Annotated in this window: 27 protein-coding genes and 1 pseudogene; 12 read left to right on the top strand and 16 right to left on the bottom strand. The window is 66.1% G+C overall.

The annotated features are described in order from the left end of the window. A partial coding sequence (locus AB0I14_RS00005; RefSeq protein ID WP_358014051.1) for a DUF5078 domain-containing protein occupies positions 1-243 on the top strand: 243 nt, incomplete at its 5' end. Positions 244-274: 31 nt separating this feature from the next. Here AB0I14_RS00005 and AB0I14_RS00010 read toward each other — a convergent pair. From AB0I14_RS00010 to AB0I14_RS00025, 4 genes are all read right to left on the bottom strand, one after another. Beyond that, positions 275-2,020: an acyl-CoA dehydrogenase family protein gene (locus tag AB0I14_RS00010; protein ID WP_358016631.1), complete on the bottom strand. Its 1,746-nt coding sequence runs from the start codon at positions 2,018-2,020 to the stop codon at positions 275-277. 82 nt (positions 2,021-2,102) lie between these two features. Next, positions 2,103-3,230: a nitronate monooxygenase gene (locus AB0I14_RS00015; protein ID WP_358014054.1), complete on the bottom strand. Its 1,128-nt coding sequence runs from the start codon at positions 3,228-3,230 to the stop codon at positions 2,103-2,105. A 60-nt stretch (positions 3,231-3,290) separates the two neighbouring features. Further along, positions 3,291-4,067, bottom strand: coding sequence for an S-methyl-5'-thioadenosine phosphorylase (locus AB0I14_RS00020; RefSeq protein ID WP_358014057.1), 777 nt, complete (start codon positions 4,065-4,067; stop codon positions 3,291-3,293). 6 nt (positions 4,068-4,073) lie between these two features. Further along, a complete protein-coding gene (locus AB0I14_RS00025) occupies positions 4,074-4,358 on the bottom strand; it encodes a hypothetical protein (RefSeq protein WP_358014060.1) in 285 nt (94 codons plus the stop codon). Between the two features lie 59 nt (positions 4,359-4,417). Here AB0I14_RS00025 and AB0I14_RS00030 point away from each other — a divergent pair, with 59 nt between their 5' ends. Together AB0I14_RS00030 and AB0I14_RS00035 are read left to right on the top strand one after the other, a co-directional pair. Continuing rightward, entirely contained in the window at positions 4,418-5,290 is an 873-nt protein-coding gene (locus AB0I14_RS00030; protein WP_358014063.1) for a 1,4-dihydroxy-2-naphthoate polyprenyltransferase, read from the top strand. Between the two features lie 95 nt (positions 5,291-5,385). Next, complete coding sequence (locus AB0I14_RS00035) at positions 5,386-6,735, top strand: MFS transporter (protein ID WP_358014066.1); 1,350 nt, start codon at positions 5,386-5,388, stop codon at positions 6,733-6,735. A 45-nt stretch (positions 6,736-6,780) separates the two neighbouring features. Here AB0I14_RS00035 and AB0I14_RS00040 read toward each other — a convergent pair whose 3' ends face one another. Further along, positions 6,781-7,062 carry a DUF4229 domain-containing protein gene (locus tag AB0I14_RS00040; protein WP_358016634.1) on the bottom strand — a complete coding sequence of 94 codons (282 nt, stop codon included), beginning with the start codon at positions 7,060-7,062 and terminating at the stop codon, positions 6,781-6,783. Between the two features lie 75 nt (positions 7,063-7,137). Between AB0I14_RS00040 and AB0I14_RS00045 the strand changes: the two genes are divergently transcribed. Next, on the top strand, positions 7,138-7,299 hold the full coding sequence (locus AB0I14_RS00045) for a hypothetical protein (RefSeq protein WP_166909056.1): 162 nt from the start codon (positions 7,138-7,140) through the stop codon (positions 7,297-7,299). On the opposite strand, the gene AB0I14_RS00050 is transcribed toward AB0I14_RS00045, so the two are convergent. From AB0I14_RS00050 to AB0I14_RS00085, 8 genes are all read right to left on the bottom strand, one after another. After that, positions 7,296-8,549 carry an AAA family ATPase gene (locus AB0I14_RS00050; RefSeq protein ID WP_358016637.1) on the bottom strand — a complete coding sequence of 418 codons (1,254 nt, stop codon included), beginning with the start codon at positions 8,547-8,549 and terminating at the stop codon, positions 7,296-7,298. The genes AB0I14_RS00045 and AB0I14_RS00050 overlap by 4 nt on opposite strands. Before the next feature lie 287 nt (positions 8,550-8,836). Beyond that, on the bottom strand, positions 8,837-9,811 hold the full coding sequence (gene ccsB, locus AB0I14_RS00055) for a c-type cytochrome biogenesis protein CcsB (RefSeq protein WP_358014069.1): 975 nt from the start codon (positions 9,809-9,811) through the stop codon (positions 8,837-8,839). A gap of 31 nt (positions 9,812-9,842) precedes the next feature. Then, on the bottom strand, positions 9,843-11,366 hold the full coding sequence (locus AB0I14_RS00060; protein WP_358016640.1) for a cytochrome c biogenesis protein ResB: 1,524 nt from the start codon (positions 11,364-11,366) through the stop codon (positions 9,843-9,845). A 107-nt stretch (positions 11,367-11,473) separates the two neighbouring features. Then, a complete protein-coding gene (locus AB0I14_RS00065) occupies positions 11,474-12,265 on the bottom strand; it encodes a cytochrome c biogenesis CcdA family protein (RefSeq protein ID WP_358014071.1) in 792 nt (263 codons plus the stop codon). After that, positions 12,262-12,867, bottom strand: coding sequence for a TlpA disulfide reductase family protein (locus AB0I14_RS00070; RefSeq protein WP_358014074.1), 606 nt, complete (start codon positions 12,865-12,867; stop codon positions 12,262-12,264). The genes AB0I14_RS00065 and AB0I14_RS00070 overlap by 4 nt, the downstream gene beginning before the upstream one ends. After that, positions 12,868-13,455 carry a histidine phosphatase family protein gene (locus AB0I14_RS00075; RefSeq protein WP_358016643.1) on the bottom strand — a complete coding sequence of 196 codons (588 nt, stop codon included), beginning with the start codon at positions 13,453-13,455 and terminating at the stop codon, positions 12,868-12,870. Positions 13,456-13,493: 38 nt separating this feature from the next. Continuing rightward, positions 13,494-14,804, bottom strand: coding sequence for a glutamate-1-semialdehyde 2,1-aminomutase (hemL, locus tag AB0I14_RS00080; protein WP_358014077.1), 1,311 nt, complete (start codon positions 14,802-14,804; stop codon positions 13,494-13,496). A gap of 57 nt (positions 14,805-14,861) precedes the next feature. Then, positions 14,862-15,248, bottom strand: a complete 387-nt coding sequence (locus AB0I14_RS00085) for a nitroreductase/quinone reductase family protein (RefSeq protein WP_358014080.1) — start codon at positions 15,246-15,248, stop codon at positions 14,862-14,864. A gap of 45 nt (positions 15,249-15,293) precedes the next feature. Between AB0I14_RS00085 and AB0I14_RS00090 the strand changes: the two genes are divergently transcribed. The 6 genes and pseudogenes from AB0I14_RS00090 to mddA all read left to right on the top strand — a co-directional run bounded on the left by AB0I14_RS00090 (position 15,294) and on the right by mddA (position 19,775). Next, positions 15,294-15,680 (top strand): nitroreductase family deazaflavin-dependent oxidoreductase, encoded by a 387-nt coding sequence (locus AB0I14_RS00090; protein WP_358014083.1) that lies wholly within the window; start codon positions 15,294-15,296, stop codon positions 15,678-15,680. Between the two features lie 65 nt (positions 15,681-15,745). Continuing rightward, entirely contained in the window at positions 15,746-16,126 is a 381-nt protein-coding gene (locus AB0I14_RS00095; RefSeq protein WP_358014086.1) for a nitroreductase family deazaflavin-dependent oxidoreductase, read from the top strand. A 151-nt stretch (positions 16,127-16,277) separates the two neighbouring features. Next, positions 16,278-16,562 (top strand): annotated as a pseudogene (locus AB0I14_RS00100) (hypothetical protein); the annotation flags it as partial. Between the two features lie 139 nt (positions 16,563-16,701). After that, the gene (locus tag AB0I14_RS00105) at positions 16,702-17,451 is read left to right on the top strand and encodes a bifunctional aspartate transaminase/aspartate 4-decarboxylase (protein WP_358014089.1); all 750 of its coding nucleotides are present in this window, start codon (positions 16,702-16,704) and stop codon (positions 17,449-17,451) included. 449 nt (positions 17,452-17,900) lie between these two features. Beyond that, positions 17,901-18,866 (top strand): acyl-ACP desaturase, encoded by a 966-nt coding sequence (locus AB0I14_RS00110; protein ID WP_358014092.1) that lies wholly within the window; start codon positions 17,901-17,903, stop codon positions 18,864-18,866. Between the two features lie 138 nt (positions 18,867-19,004). Next, the gene (gene mddA, locus AB0I14_RS00115; RefSeq protein ID WP_358014095.1) at positions 19,005-19,775 is read left to right on the top strand and encodes a methanethiol S-methyltransferase; all 771 of its coding nucleotides are present in this window, start codon (positions 19,005-19,007) and stop codon (positions 19,773-19,775) included. A 62-nt stretch (positions 19,776-19,837) separates the two neighbouring features. Here the strand turns inward: mddA and AB0I14_RS00120 are convergent, their stop codons facing one another. Next, on the bottom strand, positions 19,838-20,920 hold the full coding sequence (locus tag AB0I14_RS00120; protein ID WP_358014098.1) for a hypothetical protein: 1,083 nt from the start codon (positions 20,918-20,920) through the stop codon (positions 19,838-19,840). Between the two features lie 444 nt (positions 20,921-21,364). Here AB0I14_RS00120 and AB0I14_RS00125 point away from each other — a divergent pair, with 444 nt between their 5' ends. Both AB0I14_RS00125 and AB0I14_RS00130 read left to right on the top strand, forming a co-directional pair. Beyond that, the gene (locus tag AB0I14_RS00125) at positions 21,365-21,499 is read left to right on the top strand and encodes a hypothetical protein (RefSeq protein ID WP_358014101.1); all 135 of its coding nucleotides are present in this window, start codon (positions 21,365-21,367) and stop codon (positions 21,497-21,499) included. 240 nt (positions 21,500-21,739) lie between these two features. Beyond that, a complete protein-coding gene (locus tag AB0I14_RS00130) occupies positions 21,740-22,387 on the top strand; it encodes a hypothetical protein (protein WP_358014104.1) in 648 nt (215 codons plus the stop codon). Here AB0I14_RS00130 and AB0I14_RS00135 read toward each other — a convergent pair. Then, positions 22,344-22,787, bottom strand: coding sequence for a pyridoxamine 5'-phosphate oxidase family protein (locus tag AB0I14_RS00135; protein WP_358016645.1), 444 nt, complete (start codon positions 22,785-22,787; stop codon positions 22,344-22,346). The genes AB0I14_RS00130 and AB0I14_RS00135 overlap by 44 nt on opposite strands. A 93-nt stretch (positions 22,788-22,880) precedes the next feature. Next, entirely contained in the window at positions 22,881-23,075 is a 195-nt protein-coding gene (locus AB0I14_RS00140; protein ID WP_358014107.1) for a hypothetical protein, read from the bottom strand. Positions 23,076-23,090 lie beyond the last annotated feature (15 nt).

The following is a 23,090-nucleotide window of genomic DNA, read 5'->3' on the forward strand; positions in this document are numbered from 1 at the left end:
AACAAGCCCGTCGCCGACCAGCAAGGCGCCCAGGACCGCATCCACTGGTTCTTCTCCATGGACTACGCCGGCCGCCGCCAATACTCCGAGAACACCGCCACCAACGCCTTCTTCGAGAACATGTCCTGGCGCTGGCCGAACTGGGCCAAGCTGTTCTTCAACAACAAGGGCGTCGCAGCCAACACCACCGACGTCTGCCAGAACTACCCACCCAACGACATGTCGGTCTGGGACTGGCACTGACGCAGGCGCCTCACCTCGCCGGTGAGACCGGCTATGCACGCATCTCGTAGGCGCCGTCGTAGCTCTTCACCTGTTCCCACACCCGACCGAAGCGATCCGCATCCACGACCGGTTTGCGCACCGCGGACATCGCCCATTCCTGCTGGGCAGGAGTAGAACTCGGCTTGCCGTGCAAAGCGATCGCATATCCGGAGAAATCACGGATCTGGAAATCGAAGATCTGGTCGACCAGGTCGTCGCTCAAGCCGATCAGGTCGGCCTGCTCGAGGATCAGCTGGCCGTATACGACGAGAGTGAACAGATGTCCGACGACGAGGACGAAGTCCAGGTCGCTCTGCTGATCGGCATCCGGGGCGGCCGTGGTCAGCAACTCTTTGAGCGCCAGTGCCTGCTCATAGAAGCGCGCGACGTTCGGGATCCCCGAATGTCGTTGATAAACGGGATTCCAATCGGCGAACTGCACCTTGGATGCGCCCCGGGCCGGCCCCTGCGCCCAGAAGAACACGTCGTCGGCCGGGTCGTCGCGGGTGCCGATCTCGGCATACTCGGCGGGGTTGAACAGGTAGTTCGGCATGAACTTCAGGATCTGCGCGACGTTGACGTGCACGGTGCCCTCCAGTCGCGGTAGGCAGCCGATCAGGCGCGCGACCTCGCTGAAGTAGGTGTTCTTCTCAAAGCTCTTGGCGGCCAGCACATCCTGCAGCAATGTGACGAGCGTTTCGCCCTCGGAGGTGACCTTGGACTTGGTTACCGGATTGAACAGGAGATAGCGTCGGTCGTCGCGGCTGGCACTGCGGAAGTAGTCGATCGCGCGGTCGCTGAACAGCTTCATCGCGATCAACCGGGCAAACGCGTCCACGAAGCTGGCACGCACGTGCGGGAAGTCGGTGACCGGGTTGCCGTACAGGATGCGATTGTTCGCATGGGTGATCGACTCGTAGAAGGCGTGCTCGCACATGCCGATCGAACCGCTGCACAGGTTGAACTTGCCGACGTTGACGGTGTTGAGGGCGGCCGAGAACGCATCCGGCCCGGTATCGAGGATGTCCTCCTCGCGCACCGGGTAATCGTTGAGCCGGAAATTGCTGACGTACATCTGACCGTGCACGACATTGCCGATCAGCTCATAGTTCTCATGCGTGCTGTCGGCGACGAACCACACGTATCCGTCGGCCCCGGCGACATCGGAACGACGGGAGAATACCGAAACCATGCCGGCCACATTGCCGTTGCCGATGTAGTACTTCTCCCCCGACGCATGAAAAACAATGCCGTCCTCGGCATCTGCGTTCTGGGCCGGCGTCAGGATCATGTCGGTGTTGTAGATGTCGGCGCCGTGATCACGCTCAGAGAGCGCGAAGGCCATCACTCCACCGGCTTCCAACTGGTCGGCGGCCCGCTGCATCGCTTCCTTGTTGTTGCTCTGCCAGATCGGCCCGAGTCCGAGGATCGTGACCTGTTCCGCGTACCAGTACGCCAGGCCGTAGAAACCGAGGATCTCGCTCAGTGCGGCATTGCGCGAGGTGTCCCACCGCTTGTTGGCGTCACCGCCGCTGTACTCCGACGGCGTCAGAAAGGTCGCGAAGATCCGCTCGGACTTGATGAATTCGAGGAAGTCCGACACCCATACCGCGGCCAGGTCCTCTTGCAGCAGCTTTGTCTTGCCGCGGGCCTCGAACCAGTCGATAAGCGCCCGGAGTTGACGCCGGGTCTCGGGGTCGAACTGCTGCGGGTCGTACGAGTTCGGATTGAACAGAAGTCCGCCGCCGGTCGTCATGGTGTGCCTTTCGTCGACGCTGGTATGCATTATGGCAACCAGCGGTGGCTGCCTGCCCAAAACCTGCGACGGTGCGCACGCACTAGTCCGGCAGCGAGTTGCTCAGCCGCTCGGTGGCGGCCACGTAATCCTCGATGAACTCGCGCACCACCTCGCGCGCCGGTTTCACCTTGTTCATCAGCCCGACGCCTTGCCCCACGAAGTACGTCGCCAATGCCTGCGCACCCGGATGACCCTGTGCGGCAAGCACATCGATGCGCCGGATCACGGGCTCGGCCAACATGTTCTGCAACGGCAACGGAAGTGTCTGGTGCCCGGCAGGATTCGGCGCCCACGCCGCGGTCCAGTCCGACACCAGCTGGCGGGCCGGTTTTCCGGTACGGCCGGTTGAGCGCACCGTGTCCCGCGACGTCGCCGCCAGCATCTTCTGCACGGTGTGCGGCGCGGTCTCGGCCTCCTCAGTAGTGAGCCACACCGAACCGGTCCAGGCGCCGGCCGCGCCCATCGCCACGGCCGCCGCCATCTGACGGCCGGTGACAATACCGCCGGCGGCCAGCACCGGAATGTCGCTGCCGGCCTGCTCCAGCGTCTCAAGGACCTCGGGGACCAGCACCAGCGTCGACACCTCACCGCAATGCCCGCCGGCCTCGGTGCCCTGCGCGACGATCAGATCCACCCCGGCCTGCACCTGCTTGAGGGCATGCTCGCGAGCACCCACCAGGGCCGCGACCGGGACTCCGCGCTCACGACCGGCCTCGATCATGTAGTCCGGCGGCACCCCGAGCGCGTTGGCGATGAGCTTGATCGGATGGCTCATCGCCACGTCCAGCAGCTCGCGGCCGGTGTCTCCCGACAACGAAGACCCGCCGAGGCGCTGCTCGGCCTCGGAATCGATGCCGTGATCGGCCAGCAATTGCGCGACGAATTCGCGATATTCGGCGGGGATGCGGTCGGTGAGCTGCCCGCGCGTCAGGTTCTCGCCCTTGCCCTCGAACTTCGCCGGGACGATGATGTCGGCGCCGTAAGGTTTGCCACCCACCTGCTGGTCGATCCACGTCAGCTCGCGGTCCAGCTGCTCAGGCGTGTAGGCCGTGGCGCCGAGAACACCGAAACCGCCGGCATTGGTCACCGCGGCCACCACGTCACGGCAGTGGCTGAAGGCGAAGAGCGGAAAGTCGATACCGAACTGCTCACAGATCGCGGGTTTCACCCCGTCAGTATTGACACCCCGACTTGACGGGTGTCAAGAGGCTGCCTTCTCAGCGCGCGATCACGGCAGTTCGAACGGCAACTTCACCCCGTCGTGAGCCAGACAATGCGTACACGTTCGCTCGGCGGCGACCGCCTCCAGAGCCTCGAGCACGAGTTTCTTGAACGGCACCAGGTTGCGCTCGAATTCGGCGAACACGTCCACCGTCGTCACCCCAGATCCGGTCTCGATCCCGGCGTCCAGGTCTGTGACCAAAGCGATTGCCGCATAACACATCTCGAGCTCGCGGGCCAGCACCGCCTCGGGGTAACCGGTCATGTTGACCAGCGTGAAACCCTGGTCGGCGAACCATCGACTCTCCGCCCTGGTGGAAAACCGTGGGCCCTGGATCACCACCATGGTGCCGCCGTCGACGACACCGGGAAGCCCGGCCGCGATAGACCGCAATGCCGGGCAGTACGGATCGGCGAAACCGACGTGGATACCGCCGGAATCGAAGTACGTGTCGGCACGGGCGCGGGTCCGGTCCACGAGCTGATCGGGCACCACGATCGAACCCGGACCCAGCTCCGCGGTCAGGCTGCCCACCGCGCACGGACCGAAGACGCGCCGCACCCCCAACGTGCGCAGCGCCCACATGTTGGCCCGGTACGGAACGGTGTGCGGCGAGTACTCGTGGTTGACCCCGTGCCGGGGCAGGAACGCCACCTCGTGCCCACCCACTGCGCCGACCGTGATCGGCGCGCTCGGCGCACCGTAGGGGGTGTCCACGGTGACGGTGCGGGCCTCGGGCCCGAAGAACGAATAGAACCCGCTACCGCCGATGACGCCGAGCATGCAGCGCTATTCGCCCTTGTCCGGGGTCACGACGTCAGCCGCGACGTCAACGTCCTCCGCCTTCGGGGCCTCGAAATCCTCGTCGAAGTCGTCGTCGAAATCCTCGTTGGCCTTGCGGGCGCCGTCGGCGATCTCGAAGACATCGGTGGCCAGGCCACCGATGGCCGTCGCGACCTCCTTGACGGCCGTGGTGATGATCGAGGTGACCTGCCCGACCGTCGAGGCCACGGCCTCGACGGATTCCTGCAGCACGTCCTTGCCGATCTCGGTCTTGCTGAGCTGCTCCTTCATGAGGCTCAGTGTAGGAGTCCGCGCGGCCCGGCACTCGGCGAGCTCATACGATGACCGTCGTGGCCAGTTTCGCGCAATGGATCGAGGGCGCCCGTCCCCGCACCCTGCCCAACGCCGTCGCCCCGGTGCTCGCCGGTACGGGCGCCGCCGCCTGGATGGGGTCGGCGGTGTGGTGGAAAGCGTTGCTGGCGCTGACCGTATCGCTCGCGCTGATCATCGGCGTGAACTACGCCAACGACTACTCCGACGGCATCCGCGGCACCGACGACGTGCGATCGGGCCCGTTGCGCCTGGTGGGTTCAAAGCTGGCCTCACCGCGGGCCGTGCTGACCGCGGCGGTGGTGAGCCTGGCGGTCGGCGCGGTGGCCGGACTGGTGCTCGCGGCGCTGAGCGCGCCGTGGCTGATCGCGGTCGGCGCGGTGTGCATCGCCGGGGCCTGGCTCTACACCGGCGGCAAGAAGCCCTACGGCTACCTCGGCCTGGGCGAGGTAGCGGTGTTCATCTTCTTCGGGCTGGTCGCGGTGCTGGGCACGCAGTACACCCAGGCCCTGCGCGTCGACTGGGTCGGGCTGGTCGCGGCAGTGGCGATGGGGTCGCTGTCGTCGGCCGTGCTGGTGGCCAACAATCTGCGCGACATCCCCACCGACAGCCAGTCCGGCAAGATCACCCTGGCCGTGCGTCTCGGTGACGCCCGCACCCGGCTGCTGTATCAACTGCTGGTCGCCGGGGCCCTGGTGCTGCCCCTGGTGCTGATGCTCGCCACACCGTGGTGCGCTGTGGGACTGCTCGCGGTGGTGCCTGCGGTGCGGGGACTGCGGCCGGTGCGCGACGGCAGCCATGGCGCCCAGCTGATCCCGGTGCTGCGCGATACCGGGCTGACCATGCTGGTGTGGTCGATCGCCGTGTCCCTGGCCCTGTTCCTGGGGTCCTGACCCGGCGCACTCGGGCTTCTCAATCCACGCGAGATACCACCGTGGTGCACTAACGTGGCCGTCGGCCTGCCACGCCGACCATCTGGGGGATGCGCATGACCACTTCGACCGAAGCGCATCAGCCCGCACCGTCGGGGCGCGCCGAAACCCGCCGCGCCATCTGGAACACCATCCGGGGGTCGTCGGGCAACCTCGTCGAGTGGTACGACGTCTACGTCTACACGGTGTTCGCCACCTATTTCGAAGCGCAGTTCTTCGACAAGGCCGACAAGAACGCCACGGTCTACGTCTACGCGATCTTCGCGGTCACGTTCCTCACCCGCCCGATCGGCTCGTGGTTCTTCGGCCGCTACGCCGACCGGCGCGGCCGCCGCGCCGCGCTGACCTTCAGCGTCTCGCTGATGGCACTGTGCTCACTGGTGATCGCGCTGGTGCCGTCACGCGAAACCATCGGTGTCGCAGCGCCGATCATCCTCATCCTGTGCCGGCTGGTGCAGGGTTTCGCCACCGGCGGTGAGTACGGCACCTCGGCGACCTACATGTCCGAAGCCGCCACCAGGGAACGACGCGGCTTCTTCTCCTCGTTCCAGTACGTGACGCTGGTGGGCGGTCACGTACTGGCCCAATTCACCCTGCTGATCATCCTGACCTCCTTCAGCACCGCGCAGGTCCACGAATTCGGTTGGCGCATCGGCTTTGCCATCGGCGGTGTGGCCGCGATCGTGGTGTTCTGGCTGCGGCGGACCATGGACGAATCACTGTCCGAGGAACAGCTCCAGGCGATCAAGGAAGGCAAGGACACGAGCGCAGGCTCGCTCTCCGAACTGCTCACCCGCTACTCGAAGCCACTGCTGCTGTGCTTCCTGATCACCATGGGTGGCACCCTGGCGTTCTACGCCTACAGCGTCAACGCCCCGGCCATCGTCAAGACCACCTACAAGGACCAGGCGATGACGGCCACCTGGGTCAACCTGATCGGGCTGATCTTCCTGATGGCGATCCAACCGGTCGGCGGAATGATCAGCGACAAGGTCGGCCGCAAACCGCTGCTCGTGTTCTTCGGCGTCGGCGGGGTGATCTACACCTACATCCTGTTCACGTATCTGCCCCAGACACATTCACCGCTCTTGTCCTTCCTGCTGGTGGCCGTCGGATATGTGATCCTGACCGGGTACACCTCGATCAACGCGCTCGTGAAATCCGAGCTGTTCCCCGCGCACGTGCGCGCCCTCGGCGTGGGAATCGGCTACGCACTGGCGAATTCGATGTTCGGCGGGACCGCACCGGTGATCTACCAGGCCCTCAAAGAGGGCGGCCACGTGCCGTGGTTCATCGCCTACGTCACGGTGTGTATCGCCATCTCGCTGGTGGTGTACGTGTTCTTCCTCAAGAACAAGACCGAGACCTACCTGGACCGGGAAAAGGGTTCGGCGTTCATCCGATAGCGCGACCCGCGACGGATCACGTTCTGGGAAAAAAGAACTGCTGCCCTAGGTGGATTTCGGCGGCTCGTCGCCGCGCAACCGTGCCTGCAGCTGCTCACGATCCTTGCGCCGCCGCTCGTCGACCAACGCGATCGACGCCGTCGCCCGTTCACGCAACGGCCGGAACAGCCAGATCCCCAACGGCAGCGCGATCACGATGGCGAACAGCAGGGCCACCACGACCGGGAAATTCGCTACGACCAGCTGCCCTATCCCGTAGATCGCCGCGGCCAGCACAGCGACCAGCACCAGCCTGGCAATGAGGTAAACCGCGACGTCGGTGACCATACGGGAGGTCGAACCACTTCCTGACACGCTCCGAGCCTACCGACGACGCGTATATTCGGATAAAGGAGGTTTCGAGTGGCGTATCTACTCCTGCTCATTGCCGCGGCAAGCCTGGTGTATCTCGGCTGGCGGCTGGCGCGGGTCTCTGGCAGTCAATCCAAAACCCGTGTGATCGGCCCCGATGACGACCCAGAATTCCTGCGTCGACTCGGGCACGGCGACAATCCCCGCAACTAGCGCACGTCAGGCGCGCGGTTCGCTGAGCGACGTGCCCCGGCGAAGTCTGACGCCACCACGGCAGCCAGCTCGATGAGCGCCTCACGGGTGCCGGGCCTGAGCCGTTCCAGGCTGATCTCGGCGCCCTCCTCCAGATGCGGGTCGAACGGCACCAGGCGCACCGCACGGCAACGCCGGGAGAAGTGGTCCACCACCTTGGACAGATCCACCTTGCCCGAGCGTGGGCGCACCGCGTTGATCACCGCGATGGAGTTGCGCACCAGTTCCTGATGCCCGTGGGCGTCGAGCCAGTCCAGCGTCGCCGACGCACTACGCGCCCCATCCACCGAGCCCGAGCTGATCACGACCAGCACGTCGGCCTTGGACAGCACCGCCGACATCGCCGAGTGCATCAAACCCGTCCCGCAGTCGGTGAGCACGAGGCTGTAGAACCGCTCCAACACCTCCAGCGCACGCAGATAGTCGTCCGAGCTGAACGCCTCCGACACCGCCGGGTCGCTTTCGGAAGCGAGCACCTCCAGCCGGCTCGGCCCCTGTGAGGTGTACGCCCGCACGTCGCTGTAGCGCTCGATGCCTTCGGCGTCGCGCAGCAGGTGCCGCACCGTCGCAGCCGTCTCCAGCGGCACCTTCTGGCTCAGAGTGCCGCGGTCGGGGTTGGCGTCCACCGCCACCACCCGGTCACCGCGGATCGAGGCGAACGTGGCACCCAGCGTCGCGGTGATCGTGGTCTTGCCCACGCCACCTTTCAGGGACATCAGCGCGATCCGGTAGCAGCCCTGCAAAGGCTGGCTGACCTCGCCGATCAGATTGTTGTGGTGGGTGGCCTTCGGGCCCTCGCCGACATTGACCTGTTTGAACGACGCGACGTAGAGGGCCTTGCGCCAGCCCGAGGTGGGCGGGTTCTTGCGCTGGCCGAGCAGCGCGGCAGTGGACAGGTCGCGGTAGGGCGTGGCGAAGTCAGCAGCGACGGAACGCTCAGGCGCGGCAGGGCGCACAGGTAGGTCGGGCTGTCCGGGTGCGCCGGGACGTCCGAGGGCGGGGCCCGCGAAAACCCCGGCGGGCGGTCCGTTGAAACTTCCGGGCACCGGCGGTGCGGCGATCACCGGGATACCGTGCGGCGGTGTCGGGGCGGTCCACTCGGCGGGCAGCGGTGTGGAGACACCGGGCTCGGCGGGATTGCTGAACCGCTGCTGACCGCGGAATCCGGGTATCGGGGCGAACACCGACGGGACGAGCGGCGGCTCGGACACCGGGGGTGGCGCGACAGCCGGGACCGGCGCGACAGCCGGGGGCGGGTCGGCGACCGGCGGTGTGGCCGGAGGGACCAGAGACTGCTCGTCGGCCGTTGCGTCTGTTGACGGTTCGCCGGTGTCCTGCGGCGCAGGTTCCTGCGCTTCGGACGGCTCAAGCACCGGCTCCGACACTGACTCAGACACTGGCTCGGACACGAATTCCCCTCTTTTCCACACGCTTCCGACCGGACCGCAGCCGCGCTTCAACCTCGGGGCGCACGGTCATCTCACCTATCCGACGGCGTCTAGCCGACCCCCGCGTACGAATGCAGACCCACGGTCACCAGGTTGATGAAGAACAGGTTGAACACCATCGCGACGAAACCGACCACGTTGATCCAGGCCGACTTACGGTCGCGCCAACCCGCGGTCGAGCGCGCATGCAGATACGCCGCGTACACCACCCATGCGATGAACGACACCGTCTCCTTGGGGTCCCAGCCCCAGTACCGGCCCCAGGCCTCTTCGGCCCAGATCGCGCCGAAGATCACGCCGAAACCGAAGATGGGGAACGCGAAGATCGTGGTGCGGTAGGCAATCCGGTCCAGGGTCTGGGCGTCGGGCAGCCGGGCGATGATCCGCGCGACGGCGCCTTCTCTGCCCGGCTCTCCGAGCGGCGACATCTTGAGCAGGAACAGGATGCTGGCCACACCGGCCACCAGGAACACCCCGGAACCGAGGCTCACCACGGACACGTGGATGGGAAGCCAATAGGACTGCAGCGCGGGCATCACGGGCGCGGCGTTGGAGTACAGCCAGCGTCCCGAGACCGTCAGCAGGATCAGCACCGGAACCAGGACGAACACCCACAGCGCGCGGAACTGCGGCTTGCGCAGCACCACCGCGGCCGCGATCAGGCCGCAGAAGCTGGTCAGGTTGATGAACTCGTACATGTTGCCCCACGGCACCCGCGAGGTGGCCAGGCCACGCAACACGATGCAGATGAACAGCATGCCGATGCCGACGTAGGTGAGCGCCAGGCCGGTTTGGCCGACGCGCTCGTCGAACGGGCGCCGGGGTTCCTCGGCGACGACGCCCGGGGTGACACTGTCGGCGCCGACGGTCGCGCCGACCAGTTCACGGGTTTCGACACGACGGCCGCGGCTGTAGGCGAGTTCGACGGCGAGCAGGATCAGCGCGCCGACCAGGACGACGACCGACGATGTGAACGCCCAGTCGGAGTACCGGGCCAGCCCGATGTCGATGTGCTCGGTGTTCACGCGCGATCCGCCTTCGCTTCTCGCTGAGTATTCACTGCTCCGCCTTCTCTCCTGCCGCCGGCTGCTCGTAGCCCTCCAACAACCGCTCGGTCAGCTTCTCGAACTCATCGCCCCAGCCGGAGTTGTCGGTACGGGCCAGCCCGCCCAGCTCGACGTTCACCGTACCTGCTGGAGCAGCTTGCACCCGAACCCAGATCCGGCGCCGGCGCACCACCAAAGACACCAGCAACCCGCCCATCATGGACATCGCGAACACCAGCACCCAGATCTGGGCGGGGTCGTGTGAGACCTGCAGGTTGACGAACGGGACCGCGCCGTCGAACCGGACTTTGGTGCCGTCATCGAGCCGGGTGTCCTGGCCTTTCACCAGGTTGACGCGGGCCGCCTTGGTCAGCTGTTTCCGATCGATCAACCGGGGATCCAGGGAGAACAACGACTGCGGCCGACCGGTGTCCAGGCCGGTGTCGCCGCGGTAGATGTCGATGGCCACCGCCGGGTCGTTGAGCGCGGGGAAACTCGACGACAGCAGGGTGCCTTCGAGTTGCTTGGTCGGCGCGAACAGGCCCTGGATGGCGATCTGGTGTTTGCGACGCTCGTCGGCATCGGGATAGGTGCCCGCCGGCGGGTCGATGCGCACCACCCCCGACGACAGCAGCGTCATCTGTTCCTCGGGCCGCCACTGGATGGTCTGGCTGCGCTGCTGGCCGTCGGGGAACGTCACGGTGAACGACGGCGCATACCCGTGTCCCTGCAGGTACACGCGGTCGCCGCCGATGCGCAGCGGATGGTTGACCTCGAGGCGGTAGGGCCGCCAGGTGTCGGCGGCCAGATCGTCGCCGGACTGGTAGTCGATGTCGGCGGCGAACGACAACGCCTGCCCGGTGGGCAGATAGTTCGCGTCGAAACTGTTGACCCGAAGGCAGACGGGGCTCAGCGACGTGCCGTCGACGGTGTTGCCGGCCCGGAACGAGTCGAAGGCGGCCGGCGAGGCGGTGCAGAAGCCGGGACCGCCGTCGGCGATGACGATGACGTTGCCCTCGTAGCCGAACAATTTGCCCGCGGCCACGGCCGCCAGCAGACCGAGCAGCGAGAAGTGGAAGACGATGTTGCCGAACTCCCGCAGATAGCCCTTCTCGGCTGATATCTCGGTCGCTTCGCCCTGGGTGCGGGTGACCGTGCGCCAGCCCCTCAGCCGCCGCGTGACGGTGGTGGCGACCTCACCCGCATCGCCCGTCACCTGCTCGGCATGGTGTTTGGGCAACCGGCCCAGGTTGCGCGGCGCAGGCACCGGCACCGCCCGCAGGTTGTGGAAATGCTCGATCATCCGCGGCGTCAGGCAACCCACCAGCGAGATGAACAGCAACGCGTAGATGGCGGTGAACCAGAAGCTGGAGAACACGTCGAAGGCCTGCACACGGTCCAGCCACGGACCCAGCGTGGGGTGGGCCGCCAGGTATTCGTCGACCTTGGATTCGTTGAGGCTGCGTTGCGGCAGCAGCGCACCCGGGATCGCGCCGAGGGCGAGCAGGAACAGCAACACCAGCGCGGTGCCCATCGACGTCAGGGTCCGCCAGGTGTTCCGAACCAGCGCGACCACACGCGACAGCACCCCGGGGCGCCGGGTTTCGGGCACCGGTACGTCGGTCCGGGTATCGGCGTCGGTCATATCGGCAGCCTCACATCACTGACGAAGGCGTCGCGCACCCACGACACGAACTCGTTCCACAGACCCGTCACCAGCGCCGTGCCCACCAGGATCAGCAGCACACCACCGAAGATCTGGATGGTCCGGGTGTGCCGGCGCAGCCACCCCAGGCCGGTCACCGCGCGCGCCGAACCGAGGGCCAGCAGCACGAACGGGATGCCCAACCCGAAGCAGTAGGCCAGCACCAGCACCACACCGCGCGCCACGGTGGCGCCGTCGGTGGCCGAGGCCACCGCGATCACCCCGGTCAGCGTCGGACCCAGGCACGGGGTCCAGCCCAGCGCGAACACCGCACCCAGCAGCGGCGCCCCGGCCATCGTGGACCACTGCCGGGGGGCGAACCGGGCCTGACGCTGCAACGCCGGGACGAAGCCGACGAACACCAGACCCATCACGATCGTGACGACACCGCCGATGCGTTGCAGCAGAACCTGATTGGCGATCAACGTGGTGGTCATCCCGAGGACGGCCACCGCGCCGAGCAGAAACACCACGGTGAAGCCGGCGACGAACAAGGCGGCCGCGCCGGCCACCCGCAACCGGGCGGTCTTGGTGGCTTGCCGGGTGGCCCCGGTTCCCGTCACCGCCGGACCTTCCTGCACCCCGACGACCGCGGCCAGATAGGACAGATAGCCGGGCACCAGCGGCACCACACACGGCGAGGCGAACGACACCAGCCCGGCCAGCAGGCTGATACCCAGCGCCAGTAGCACCGGCCCGGCCGCGGCGATCTCGGCGAATCCGGTCATGGCTGCTGCCCTTCGGCAGCCAACCGCTCGACGACCGGTTGCAGGTCGTCGGCCAGCAGTTCACGCAGGAATACCGCGGCCACCCGGTGCTGACGGTCCAGCACCACCGTCGACGGGATCACGGTGGTCGGGTACTTGCCGCCGAACGCGATCATGGTGCGCATCGCCGGGTCGTAGATGGACGGGAAGGTGACCTTGCGGTCGGTGACGAAATCGACTGCCGCGTCACGGTTGTTGTCACGCACGTCGATGCCCAGAAACGCGACACCCTTGCCGCGGGTGGCGTCGTACACCTTCTGCAACTCGCCGATCTCGGCCCGGCACGGCCCACACCACTGGCCCCACACGTTGATCACCACGACCTTGCCGGCGAAATCCTCCAGCGAGATGGTCTTGCTCGGGTCGGTCAGTTCGGGCCCGCTCAATTTGCCCGGGGTGCCGCGCTTTTCGGGAGGGTCGTAGAAGATGTCGGTCTTGCCGCCGGGTGCGACGAACTCGAAGGTGCCGCCTTGGGCCACCGCGTCGTCGCCGGTGGAGCATCCGGTGAGCAGCACCAGCCCTGCCAGCACCGCCGCACTCACCCGGGCGAGGGACGACCTCATTCAGATTCCCCAGGGCTCCGTGTAGCCCCATCGGATCAACTTGTCGTCATCGAAGGTGAACGACGTGATCGAGGACAGATTGCACAGCCGGCTGTGCGGCAACGGCAGATGGGCCAGCTTGCGCCCGGTCATCGCCCGGCGCAGCGTCTCGACCGGAAGCTGGTGGCTGACGCACACCGCCTCGTGCCCGGCCGCCTTCTCCCGGGCCCGGTGCATGGCCGCCATCATGCGGGGCGCGATCTCGTCATAGGGCTCGCCCCAGGACGGTTTCATCGGGTTGCGGAGCTTCGGCCAGTTCCTCGGGTCGCGCAGGGCGCCATCGCCGGGGGCCACCCGCTCCCCCTCGAACATGTTCCACGACTCGATGAGGTCGCCGTCGGTGTCGATCGGCAGCCCGTGGCTCTCGGCGATCGGCGTGGCCGTCTCCTGCGCCCGCTCCAACGGTGAGGCCACCACGTAGACGATGTCCTTGCCGGCCAGCCAGTCCGCGGCGGCCCGCGCCTGGGCCTGCCCACGCTCGGACAGGTGATAGCCGGGCAGTCGGCCGTAGAGCACCTTCTCCGGGTTGAACACCTCGCCGTGACGCATCACGTGCACTGTCGTTCGTACCGGCACAGCTCTGGTCGTCACGGGCGGGCCTCCGCGGCGGCGCGGGCCGCGCCGGGCAGCGCATCGGCGATGCGAGAGAACGCCTCGTCATCCAAAGCCGCTGAGACGAACCAGGTTTCGAACGCGCTGCAGGGCGGGTAGACGCCAGCCTCCAGCAAGGCATGGAAGAACGGGGGGAAACGCCAGGTTTCGGTGGCCTTGGCCGCGGCGAAGTCGTTGACCGGTTCGTCCGTGAAGAACACGCTGAGCATGTTCCCTGCGCGCTGCACGCGGTGCGCCACCCCGGCGTCGGTCAGGGCACCGGTGAGCAGGCCGGCCAACCGGTCGGCGTTGGCATCCAGGCGGGCATACGCGGCGTCGTCGGCATTACGCAGCGTGGCCAGGCCCGCCGCCATCGCCACCGGGTTACCGGACAGGGTCCCGGCCTGGTAGACCGGCCCCAGCGGGGCCAGGCGCCCCATCACCTCGGCGCTGCCGCCGAACGCCGCGGCGGGCAGGCCACCGCTCATCACCTTCCCGAAGGTGAACAGGTCGGCGTCGACGGGATCGAGCCCGTACCAACCGGCGCGGCTCACCCGGAAGCCCGTCATCACCTCGTCGAGGATCAGCAGCGCACCATGGGCCGCGGTGATCCGCCGCAGCGCCGCATTGAACCCGGGCAGCGGGGCGACCGTGCCCATGTTGCCCGGGCTGGCTTCGGTGATGACACAAGCGATCTCGTCGCCGAACCGGCCGAAGATCTCTTCCATCGCGGCGACGTTGTTGTACGGCAGCACGATGGTGTCGGCCGCCGCCGCGCCGGTGACGCCGGGCGAGGACGGCAGCCCCAGGGTCGCGACGCCGGAGCCGGCATCGGCCAGCAGCGCGTCACTGTGGCCGTGGTAGCAGCCGGAGAACTTGATGATCTTGGCGCGGCCGGTGTAGCCGCGGGCCAACCGGATCGCGCTCATGGTGGCCTCGGTACCGGAGTTGACCAGCCGTAGCCGCTCGACCGGGGCGACCCGGTCGATGATCTCGGCGGCCAGTTCGGTCTCCGACGGGGTCGGGGCGCCGAAGCTCAGCCCGTTGACCACCACCTCCTGCACGGCCGCCACGACCGCCGGGTGGGCGTGGCCGAGTAGCGCCGGTCCCCACGAACAGACCAGGTCAACGTACCGATTGTCATCGGCATCGGTCAGCCAGTAGCCCTTGGCCGACGTGATGAACCGCGGGGTTCCGCCGACCGAGCTGAAGGCACGCACCGGGGAGTTCACTCCACCGGGGATAACTGCACACGCATCGGCGAACAGCTGGGCCGATCGCTGGGTGTGCGGTTCGTCAACACGCATGGCCACCAGTGTCCCAGCCGGTGCAAATGCGTCAACTACAGGGTGTAGTGGCCGCGGTCACCCCGCCGGCGTCAGCGCGAACACCGGGTGATCGGCGTCATCGGGCAGATCGCGGAAGTAGCCCTCCACCACCTTGCCTGCCAGCGGACGGTAAGCCGCGATCACCGGTGCCCGCTGCGGCACCGGAACCTCCGCCGCGACGTAATCCACCGATCCGAGCCGGACCAACGGATCGGCCCGCACGTTGCGCACCCAGTCCGACTCACCACGCGTCGACACCAGGTATCTGACCCCGTCGACCACCGGGACTACGACAGGAATCTGCTGCGGCTGCTTGTTGGTCCGCCGGGTCACCGTGAGCGTCTCGCTATGCCCCACGCCGGTCGCCATCGCGATCCGGTTGAACACCTTCCGGACGAACCAGGGCGGTTTGAGATAGGCCATGGCTCCAGTCTCGGCTCATTCGACCCGGCCCGGCAAGATGAAGCGATGGTGCGATTCTCAGACCGCCGCGCTCGGTTCAATCGACGCGTCACCAACCGGATCTTCCGGCCGGTGTCGGGCTACCTGCCGATCTGGTCGATCGTCGAGCACACCGGACGACGCAGCGGCACCGTCTACCGCACACCGGTGACGGTGTTCAGCACAGATGACGGAGTGGCGGTGCTGCTGCCCTATGGGCGACAACGGGATTGGGTGAAAAACCTACAGCGCGCGGGCGGCGGCCGAGTGAAGTTCGAAGGACGCACCTTCGCCGTCGATCAGCCCCGAATCGTGCCCACCACCGAGGCGCTGCCACACCTGAGGGCGCCGTGGCGCCAGCTGATGGCGCGCGCGGGCGTGGAGCACACGCTGTTGCTCAGGCGTTCCAGCTGAGGAACCGACCGAAATCCGACCGTAGTAGGTTGTGACCGCCGTCATGGCGGCGATTGAATGAGGCCATGCAACTCCCGCAATGGCTGGCCCGGCTCAACAGGTATGTCGCCAACCCCATCCAGAAGCTCTGGGCCGGATGGGCTCCCCTCTACGGCATCCTCGAACACGTCGGCCGCAAATCCGGCGCCCGCTACCGCACCCCGCTGTCGGTGTTCAGCACCGACGAGGGCGTCGCGATCCTGCTCACCTACGGCCCAGACCGGGACTGGCTCAAGAACATCACCGCAGCCGGCGGCGCCCAGATGCGCCGGCACGGCAGGAACATCCGGCTCACCGATCCGCGGGTGGTGTCGAAAGCCGAAGGGGCTGAGCATGTGAAGGGCCGGGTGCGGCGGGTATTCGAACGCGTACCGGTCGAGCAGGCGGTGCTGCTGCGGCGGGTCTAGCCCGTTGATGTCGCGCTGCTGATCTCATCCAGCAGTCACCACCGCTGATTCGCAGTGGGAACCTCGTAATCCGGATACATTGACTGCCAAGCCATGTCAGCACCTGACGGCCGCTCGGCAGACAAGGAACCATCCGAATGTTCCGTACACGATGACAGCGGTCGACTGCATCGTCCGCACCCTCGAATCGACTCCCGAGATCGCGCTGTTCGTGTGCCTTGCGGCCGGGTTCGCAGTGGGCAAGGTGCGGGTCTGGAAGATCTCCCTCGGCGGGGTAGCCGGAACGCTGGTCGTGGCGATCCTGATCGGCATGCTCGGTGACATCAAGCTGAACGACGAAGTGAAGACGATCGCCTTCGCCTTGTTCATCTTCACGCTCGGCTACGTCTCGGGGCCGACCTTCGTCGCCAGCCTCAATCGCAAGAGCCTGAAGTACGCCGCGTTCATGTGGAAGCAGCTCGGAGGAGGATCCGACGAGGACACCGCCACCCCCGCCGCACCGCGCATCGTCGGGCGCGTCTACCTGGTCGACAACTCGACCGGTCAGAAGATCGCGCACGTCCTGGACGGCCTGGGTGACGAGATCACCATCGAGCAGGTCACCCGAGCCGGCAAGGTCCTCGACGTCGGGCGCCGCTCCGCGCAACACCATCACGGTGTACTCGTTCTCCAAGTACTTCGGTGCGACGGGCTGGCGCCTGGGAACCATCGGGATCGCACGCGACAACATCTTCGACGAGTTGCTTGCCGCACTCCCCGAGGAAGACAAGCAGGCACTCGACAAGCGGTACAGCCCGCTGACCCTGGAACCGAGGGTGATCAGGTTCATCGACCGCCTGGTGGCCGACAGCCGCAACGTCGCCCTCAACCACACCGCGGGGCTGTCGCTGCCACAGCAGTGCCAGATGCTGCTGTTCAGCGCATACTGCCTGCTCGACAGGGAGGACCACTACAAACAGCAGGCCGAGGCACTGATCGCCCGCAGGTTCAAGTCGTTGCAGGACGGCATGCAGATCGCGCTGGACAAGGACCCCAACCGGGTCGGCTACTACGCCGAGCTCGACTTTCTGATCTGGGCCGCCGAACGCGCCACCCCAGGGTTCATCGAGTTCGTGAAGGCGAACTACGAACCGACCGACATCCTGTTCCGCCTCGCTGAGCAGACCGGGGTTGTGCTGTTGAACGGCGGCGGTTTCGAGGGGCCCGAATGGTCGGTCCGGGTTTCGCTGGCCAACCTGCGGGACGGCCAATACGAGGAGATCGGCAGGGCCATGATCGCGGCCGCCGAACAGTACGCAGCCGAGTTCGACGCCTCAAAATCCTGATTCCCACATCCTGGTTCAGCCCCACGACACGGTGGCGAAAGGGCAGCCCGCTCGAGCAGGTCACCGGGCTACCGCCGGCGCCGACGCTCGATCCTGATCCGGGGCGATTTGCACCACCGCGTACGCTCAACACAATTGGCGGCACGTCGTGGCATGACCGCTCAGCGTCACGTCGCCGCCGATTCGGACAGATTTGACCGGGCCCCCACAGACATAAGTGCACCGACAGTGTTCAACGCGACACGGACTTCGGTGTCACCGCATCGGAGGAGAGCCGGCGGGGTGAAGTTCGACGTCACACACGTCGATGCCGACCGCGCGCCCGGCACGGGCGCACTCCTGTGTTGCTGGAATGGATCGAGTTCGAAGCTTGGGAGACCGCTTGTACGGGTTACACGGGCTACGGTCATAGACACACAACGGTCGGGTGACGACTTGATGGGACGCTGATGCAGAGACAATTGACCGACGCCGAGATCCTCACGGAGCTCGAGCCGGTTGCCGAAGAAGGCCTCAATCACCATTTGAAGGTCGCCAAGGAATGGCATCCGCACGACTACGTTCCGTGGGACCTCGGCCGCAACTTCGCGGCGCTGGGCGGCGAAGACTGGGCACCCGAGCAGTCGGGCCTGTCCGAAGTCGCCAAGGTCGCGATGATCACCAATCTGCTCACCGAGGACAACCTGCCGTCCTATCACCGCGGGGCGGCGAATCACTTCTCACTCGACCGTGCCTGGGGTCATTGGGTAAACCAGTGGACCGCCGAAGAGAACCGCCACGGCATCGTCATCCGCGACTACCTCGTCGTCACCCGCGGAGTGGACCCCGTCGCCCTGGAGCGCATGCGCATGGAGCACATGCGCAACGGCTACGACCCCGACGAGGAAGAACGCGAAATCCATGAGCCCGGCCCGCTGATGATCTCGGCATACGCCACGCTGCAGGAACTCGCGACCCGCGTCAGCCACCGCAACACCGGCAAGATCTGCGACGACCCTCTCGCCGAGTCGATGCTGCAGCGGGTCGCGACCGACGAGAACCTGCACATGGTGTTCTACCGCAACGTGTTCTCCGCCGGTTTCGACCTCGCCCCCGACCAGGCGATGGAGGCGGTATGCGCCATCATCGAAGGATTCCGGATGCCCGGTCGCGGCATGCCGAACTGGCGGCGCAACAGCGTGATCATGGCCAAGCACGGCATCTACGATCTGCGCCAGCACCTCGAAGAAGTCGTGATGCCCAACGTCAAGAAGTGGCGGATCTTCGAACGCAACGACGTGACCGCGGTCGGCGAGAAGCGCCGCGACCAGCTGGCCGACTACCTGGCGGACCTCGAGAAGCAGGTTCTCAGGTTCGAGGAGCAACGCGACCGCATGCTGGCACGCGAGGCCGCCAAGGCGGAGCGCTCCAAATAGGCAGACCGACGTCGAGTAGGCGCCGACACTGCCGGTAAACCCCTGTTCACCTGGGAATACAAGGTCTACCGTGAATAGGCCACTACTGCGGCCGGCAGCAGGGCGCGGCAACTGTCCCCTCGGTGGCAGGAGGTCACCATGAAGCGCCTACTCATCATCGGCTACGGCATCACGAGCTATCTCCTGTTCGTCGTGTCCTTCCTCTATGCGATCGGCTTCGTCGGCAACTTCGTGGTGCCACGCACCGTCGATTCCGGCATCGCCGCGCCCATCGCCGAGGCTGTGCTCGTCAACCTGCTGCTGCTGTCGGTATTCGCCGTCCAGCACAGCGTGATGGCCCGGCCGTGGTTCAAAGACCGATGGACGCGGATCGTCCCGCGAGCCATCGAACGCAGCACGTACGTGCTGCTGGCCAGCCTGGCCCTGCTCCTCTTGTACTGGCAGTGGCGCACCATGCCCGCGATCGTCTGGAACGTGGAATCCACTGCGGGCCGGGTGATTCTGTGGGCTCTGTTCGGGCTCGGCTGGGCCACGGTGTTCGCCTCCACGTTCATGATCAACCACTTCGACCTGTTCGGGTTGCGACAGGTGTGGCTGAACTGGCGCGGTCAGCCGTATCGCGACTTGGGGTTCCAGACGGTGATGTTCTACCGGGTGATCCGGCACCCGATCATGGCCGGGTTCATCGTCGCGTTCTGGGCCAGCCCGACCATGACCGCGGGCCATCTGCTGTTCGCCGCCGTCAGCACCGTCTACATCCTGGTGGCGATCCAGCTCGAAGAACGCGACCTGGTGGACAACCTGGGTGATCAGTACCGCGACTACCGGCGCCGGGTGGCGATGCTGGCTCCCGGTCTACACCTCGGCCATGACGACGCCACACCCAAGGTCAGGCACCGGCCGGCATAGCGGTGAGCTGTCGGTAGCCGGGTATGGCGGACGGAGACCGCCGCGCCATGCCCGGCGCACGGCTACTCCTGGCTGTCACCAGTCGTGGATTCATTCGGTTCGCGGTCTTCAGCGGATGCCTTGACCGGCTTGTGCAGCCCCGACTTCACCTTGTCCACCATGGATTTCAGTGAGACCGCGGCCGGTGCGCCCGCCTTCGCCGGCGCATCGTCGCCGCGGCTGACCGCCGCCGGACCCGGCCGCACCTTGTTGCCGTTGCCGAAGACCGATCGTAGGCTCGGCCGGGTACGGGTGGTTGGGGCCGAGTTGCCCACTGCTGCCGACACCCGGGCTTCAGGCTCGACATCCTGATCGATCGCAGTTCCCCGTGCGAGAGCCGAATTCGCTGCCGCCGGCTGGGTTTGGAGTGCGGCTTTGATTCCTTGCCGAGTGGTGTTGACGAATTCAGCGGTGAATGCGCCCAACTGGACGGTTTGCATGGCCACGTCCTTGACGCCGTGCTGGAACGCGTTGATCGTGGCGACCGGATCGCCGGTGGACGCGGCGTTCAGAACGTTACCGACGGCCGCGACCGCGGTGTCGACGGTCCACTTCACCGGGCCCAGGCCCAGTGAGATCGGCCCGGACAACGCACTTTCCAGGATCACCGGAACCAAAGCCTGCGCGACCGCCAGTGGGCGTTGCAGGACCCACTCCACGTCCGGAACCGACTGGATCAGGAACTGGATGACCGGCGTCCCCACCGCATTCAAGATCTCGATGGGGGCCTGGCCGGGGTTGCCCTGTGCGATTGCCGCGACCGCGGCGGCGATGCCGACCGGTAGCCCGGTTGCTACGGCGGCGACGGTCGAGATGCCGTTGAGCGCAATCCCTCCCGTCACGGTGGCAGTTTCGATCTGGTTGAGCACGAACTGGGTGAGCACGGGCGCCGGATCACTGAGTTCAGCAGCGATGAGACCGGCGATGACTTCCTGCGAGAGTTCGAAAAGCGGCGCGAACACGTCGGCCGGGTTCTCCACCACGGCCGCCAGTTCGACACTGACCGAATGGATTTGAGGTGGCGGGGTGACCGGGGCCGTGGCGATGACGCCGGCTCCGACAAGCGCGATTCCGGCACTGAGATAGGGCCGAACACCTGCGTGCATGTGATCCCTTTCGTCCGAGCTGGCATCCCGGACGGCACTCGATGCACCGTACGCAGCCAACGTCGAGGGAACGTACCCAGCACAGTTATAACGTGTTTCACTTTTCCCGGAAGTGAACTGACCCTCATTTGCACTGGGAACAATTAGCAATGGAAAGAACCTGGGTTGAGCATGCCCTTATCGGATATAGCTACTTACTGTAGCGTAAATAATCGCCGTGACTACTTGCTAGTAGCATTCGCAAATTCGGGTCTCGCGTCGCCGGAGGGACACGTTGCCCAACCCGACACCGGCCATGGCCCGCCAGGCACTCCGGACGCGAACCGGCACACCGTTCCGCAAGGCGCCAGCACGCACGGCGGCCATAAATACCGCCGACTGGCTTTTAATTTTTTCTGATGTATGGTCGGGCTCAGTGATTGTTTGCGAGTAAAAGGAGCAACGATGGCTGATAAATCCCAAGGTCGCGCGCCCAAAAAACCGGCAATGACCATCAAGGAACGGCGGGCAGCAAAACGCGACAAGGCCGCCGACGCCGGGGAGACCATTCCCAGAAGGAAGCGTCCCGACCGCGCCTAGTGGTCTGGAGTGCAGTTTTTCACGGCTTCGGGCCGTCGACGCACCGGGTGAACGCTTCACATTCGGGTTGCGCGGAAATTGTTTCGCGTTTAATTCGCGCCGTTGAATCGGAATATTTGACGCTCCACGCCAATCGAACAACCAATTTATTGACCACGGTGGATTGTTGTTGCAGAAAAGCGGGTCGGATAGCAGCGTGACAATTTACGACAAGGGCAGAGAACGGCGGGTGGAATTGCAGTGGCGGGGCGAGGAGCCGCCGGTCCGCAGGTCCTGATGCTCGGTTGGCTGACCGACCTATCCGGGTCGATCACCACGTCTCTGGGACGCGCCGACGTCCCCGTCAAGCATGCACATCCGCCGTGCGCCCGGGTGCCCATCCGGACACGTTGGCACACAACCGATTCGGCAACACCGCCATTGAGTGCGGACGAGATCGAATCGGTGATCACTGTTTTCGACGGGCACTCGGTGCGATCCCGGTTCGGGGGACGCCGAACCATCGCGTGGCGCAGGCGATTACGTTCCTGCGCCAACGAGGCGTGCGAGTTGGCGACCACAACCGCCCTCACCGTGGGTGCGCGCCGGGTCCTGCTGATCTGCGACGCACGTCGGCTACCTTCCAGCCGGAGGCCGGACGCAATCCGCTGGATCCGCGACCTGGCACACCGCATCAGCTACGAATGCCTGGTCAACGGACTGCCCGGGCACTCGGCCGCCTACGCGGTGATCGACACCGACGATGATGTCCGCGATGTCGCCGAGGCCGTCGTGCCGTGGCATGCCGGCCACCGGGCCGAGCGACAGCAGTGGCCGCTGCATCCGGTCGTGAGCGGTACCGGCGTCACGCCCGCCAGTTCAGCACCTCACCGGACCCCGCTGTCATGACCGTGCCCGGCATCACCCGCAGCCGGTAGGGAGTCAGGCGCAACGCGGCGAACTGGTCCGACGTCGGCCCGCCACTCCACTGCGGGATCACATACGGGTCGTAGCCCACCGGCGCCGGGCCGTTGGCAAAGCGGTCCCACACCTGCGTACAGGTCTCGTCGTCGGTGTACCACTCCACCAGGCAGTCCGCCGCGCAGGTGTCGTGGTTGGTGGTCCAGTAACTGACCGAGACGTGCGGATGCACCGCCAGGTGTGCCCGCTTGACCGGGCTGGGCACGGTTGCGATCCAGCCGAACAGATCGGTCCCGTCCCACTCCCAGATCGGGTGCAGGATCCGACTGCGGGGTTGGCCGTCGGCGTCGACGGTGGCCACCGACGCCCACACGATCTCGTGGGCCATCGTCACGAAAGCAGGGGCAATTCGTTCGAGCGGGGTCGCAGTCACACCAGCCACAGTAGGCAACCACGGGCCTGCGACGGCGCGGGTTCGCGGTTACTGCTCGCTATCGGGACGGCCGTAGATCGGCTTGCCGTCGTCGTCCAGCCAGTCGTTGACAGCGGTGCCCGAGACCGTGCCGTGGCTGCCGGGCAGGGTCACAGTCGGGCGGTCGTCGTCGTAGGAATTCAAGACGCGCTTGGCTTCCTCGCGGTTCTCTTCGCTGACAGGCGGGGGCTTCTCGGTGGTCATCCCTATCGGCTGCCC

It is taken from the genome of Mycobacterium sp. NPDC050441 (genome assembly GCF_040655355.1).
Taxonomy (GTDB): domain Bacteria; phylum Actinomycetota; class Actinomycetes; order Mycobacteriales; family Mycobacteriaceae; genus Mycobacterium.

What these genes read in the sequence shown, in the direction of transcription:
- AB0I14_RS00020 (WP_358014057.1), bottom strand. Translation starts at nt 4,067, where the DNA reads ATGCTCGGCGTCATCGGCGGTAGCGGGTTCTATTCGTTCTTCGGGCCC.
- AB0I14_RS00075 (WP_358016643.1), bottom strand. Translation starts at nt 13,455, where the DNA reads ATGCGTCACGGCGAGGTGTTCAACCCGGAGAAGGTGCTCTACGGCCGA.
- AB0I14_RS00035 (WP_358014066.1), top strand. Translation starts at nt 5,386, where the DNA reads ATGACCACTTCGACCGAAGCGCATCAGCCCGCACCGTCGGGGCGCGCC.
- AB0I14_RS00140 (WP_358014107.1), bottom strand. Translation starts at nt 23,075, where the DNA reads ATGACCACCGAGAAGCCCCCGCCTGTCAGCGAAGAGAACCGCGAGGAA.
- AB0I14_RS00110 (WP_358014092.1), top strand. Translation starts at nt 17,901, where the DNA reads ATGCAGAGACAATTGACCGACGCCGAGATCCTCACGGAGCTCGAGCCG.
- AB0I14_RS00120 (WP_358014098.1), bottom strand. Translation starts at nt 20,920, where the DNA reads ATGCACGCAGGTGTTCGGCCCTATCTCAGTGCCGGAATCGCGCTTGTC.
- AB0I14_RS00025 (WP_358014060.1), bottom strand. Translation starts at nt 4,358, where the DNA reads ATGAAGGAGCAGCTCAGCAAGACCGAGATCGGCAAGGACGTGCTGCAG.
- AB0I14_RS00095 (WP_358014086.1), top strand. Translation starts at nt 15,746, where the DNA reads ATGCAACTCCCGCAATGGCTGGCCCGGCTCAACAGGTATGTCGCCAAC.
- AB0I14_RS00135 (WP_358016645.1), bottom strand. Translation starts at nt 22,787, where the DNA reads ATGGCCCACGAGATCGTGTGGGCGTCGGTGGCCACCGTCGACGCCGAC.
- AB0I14_RS00090 (WP_358014083.1), top strand. Translation starts at nt 15,294, where the DNA reads ATGGTGCGATTCTCAGACCGCCGCGCTCGGTTCAATCGACGCGTCACC.
- AB0I14_RS00125 (WP_358014101.1), top strand. Translation starts at nt 21,365, where the DNA reads ATGGCTGATAAATCCCAAGGTCGCGCGCCCAAAAAACCGGCAATGACC.
- mddA (WP_358014095.1), top strand. Translation starts at nt 19,005, where the DNA reads ATGAAGCGCCTACTCATCATCGGCTACGGCATCACGAGCTATCTCCTG.
- AB0I14_RS00060 (WP_358016640.1), bottom strand. Translation starts at nt 11,366, where the DNA reads ATGGGCACCGCGCTGGTGTTGCTGTTCCTGCTCGCCCTCGGCGCGATC.
- hemL (WP_358014077.1), bottom strand. Translation starts at nt 14,804, where the DNA reads ATGCGTGTTGACGAACCGCACACCCAGCGATCGGCCCAGCTGTTCGCC.
- AB0I14_RS00070 (WP_358014074.1), bottom strand. Translation starts at nt 12,867, where the DNA reads ATGAGGTCGTCCCTCGCCCGGGTGAGTGCGGCGGTGCTGGCAGGGCTG.
- AB0I14_RS00065 (WP_358014071.1), bottom strand. Translation starts at nt 12,265, where the DNA reads ATGACCGGATTCGCCGAGATCGCCGCGGCCGGGCCGGTGCTACTGGCG.
- AB0I14_RS00010 (WP_358016631.1), bottom strand. Translation starts at nt 2,020, where the DNA reads ATGACGACCGGCGGCGGACTTCTGTTCAATCCGAACTCGTACGACCCG.
- AB0I14_RS00040 (WP_358016634.1), bottom strand. Translation starts at nt 7,062, where the DNA reads ATGGTCACCGACGTCGCGGTTTACCTCATTGCCAGGCTGGTGCTGGTC.
- AB0I14_RS00085 (WP_358014080.1), bottom strand. Translation starts at nt 15,248, where the DNA reads ATGGCCTATCTCAAACCGCCCTGGTTCGTCCGGAAGGTGTTCAACCGG.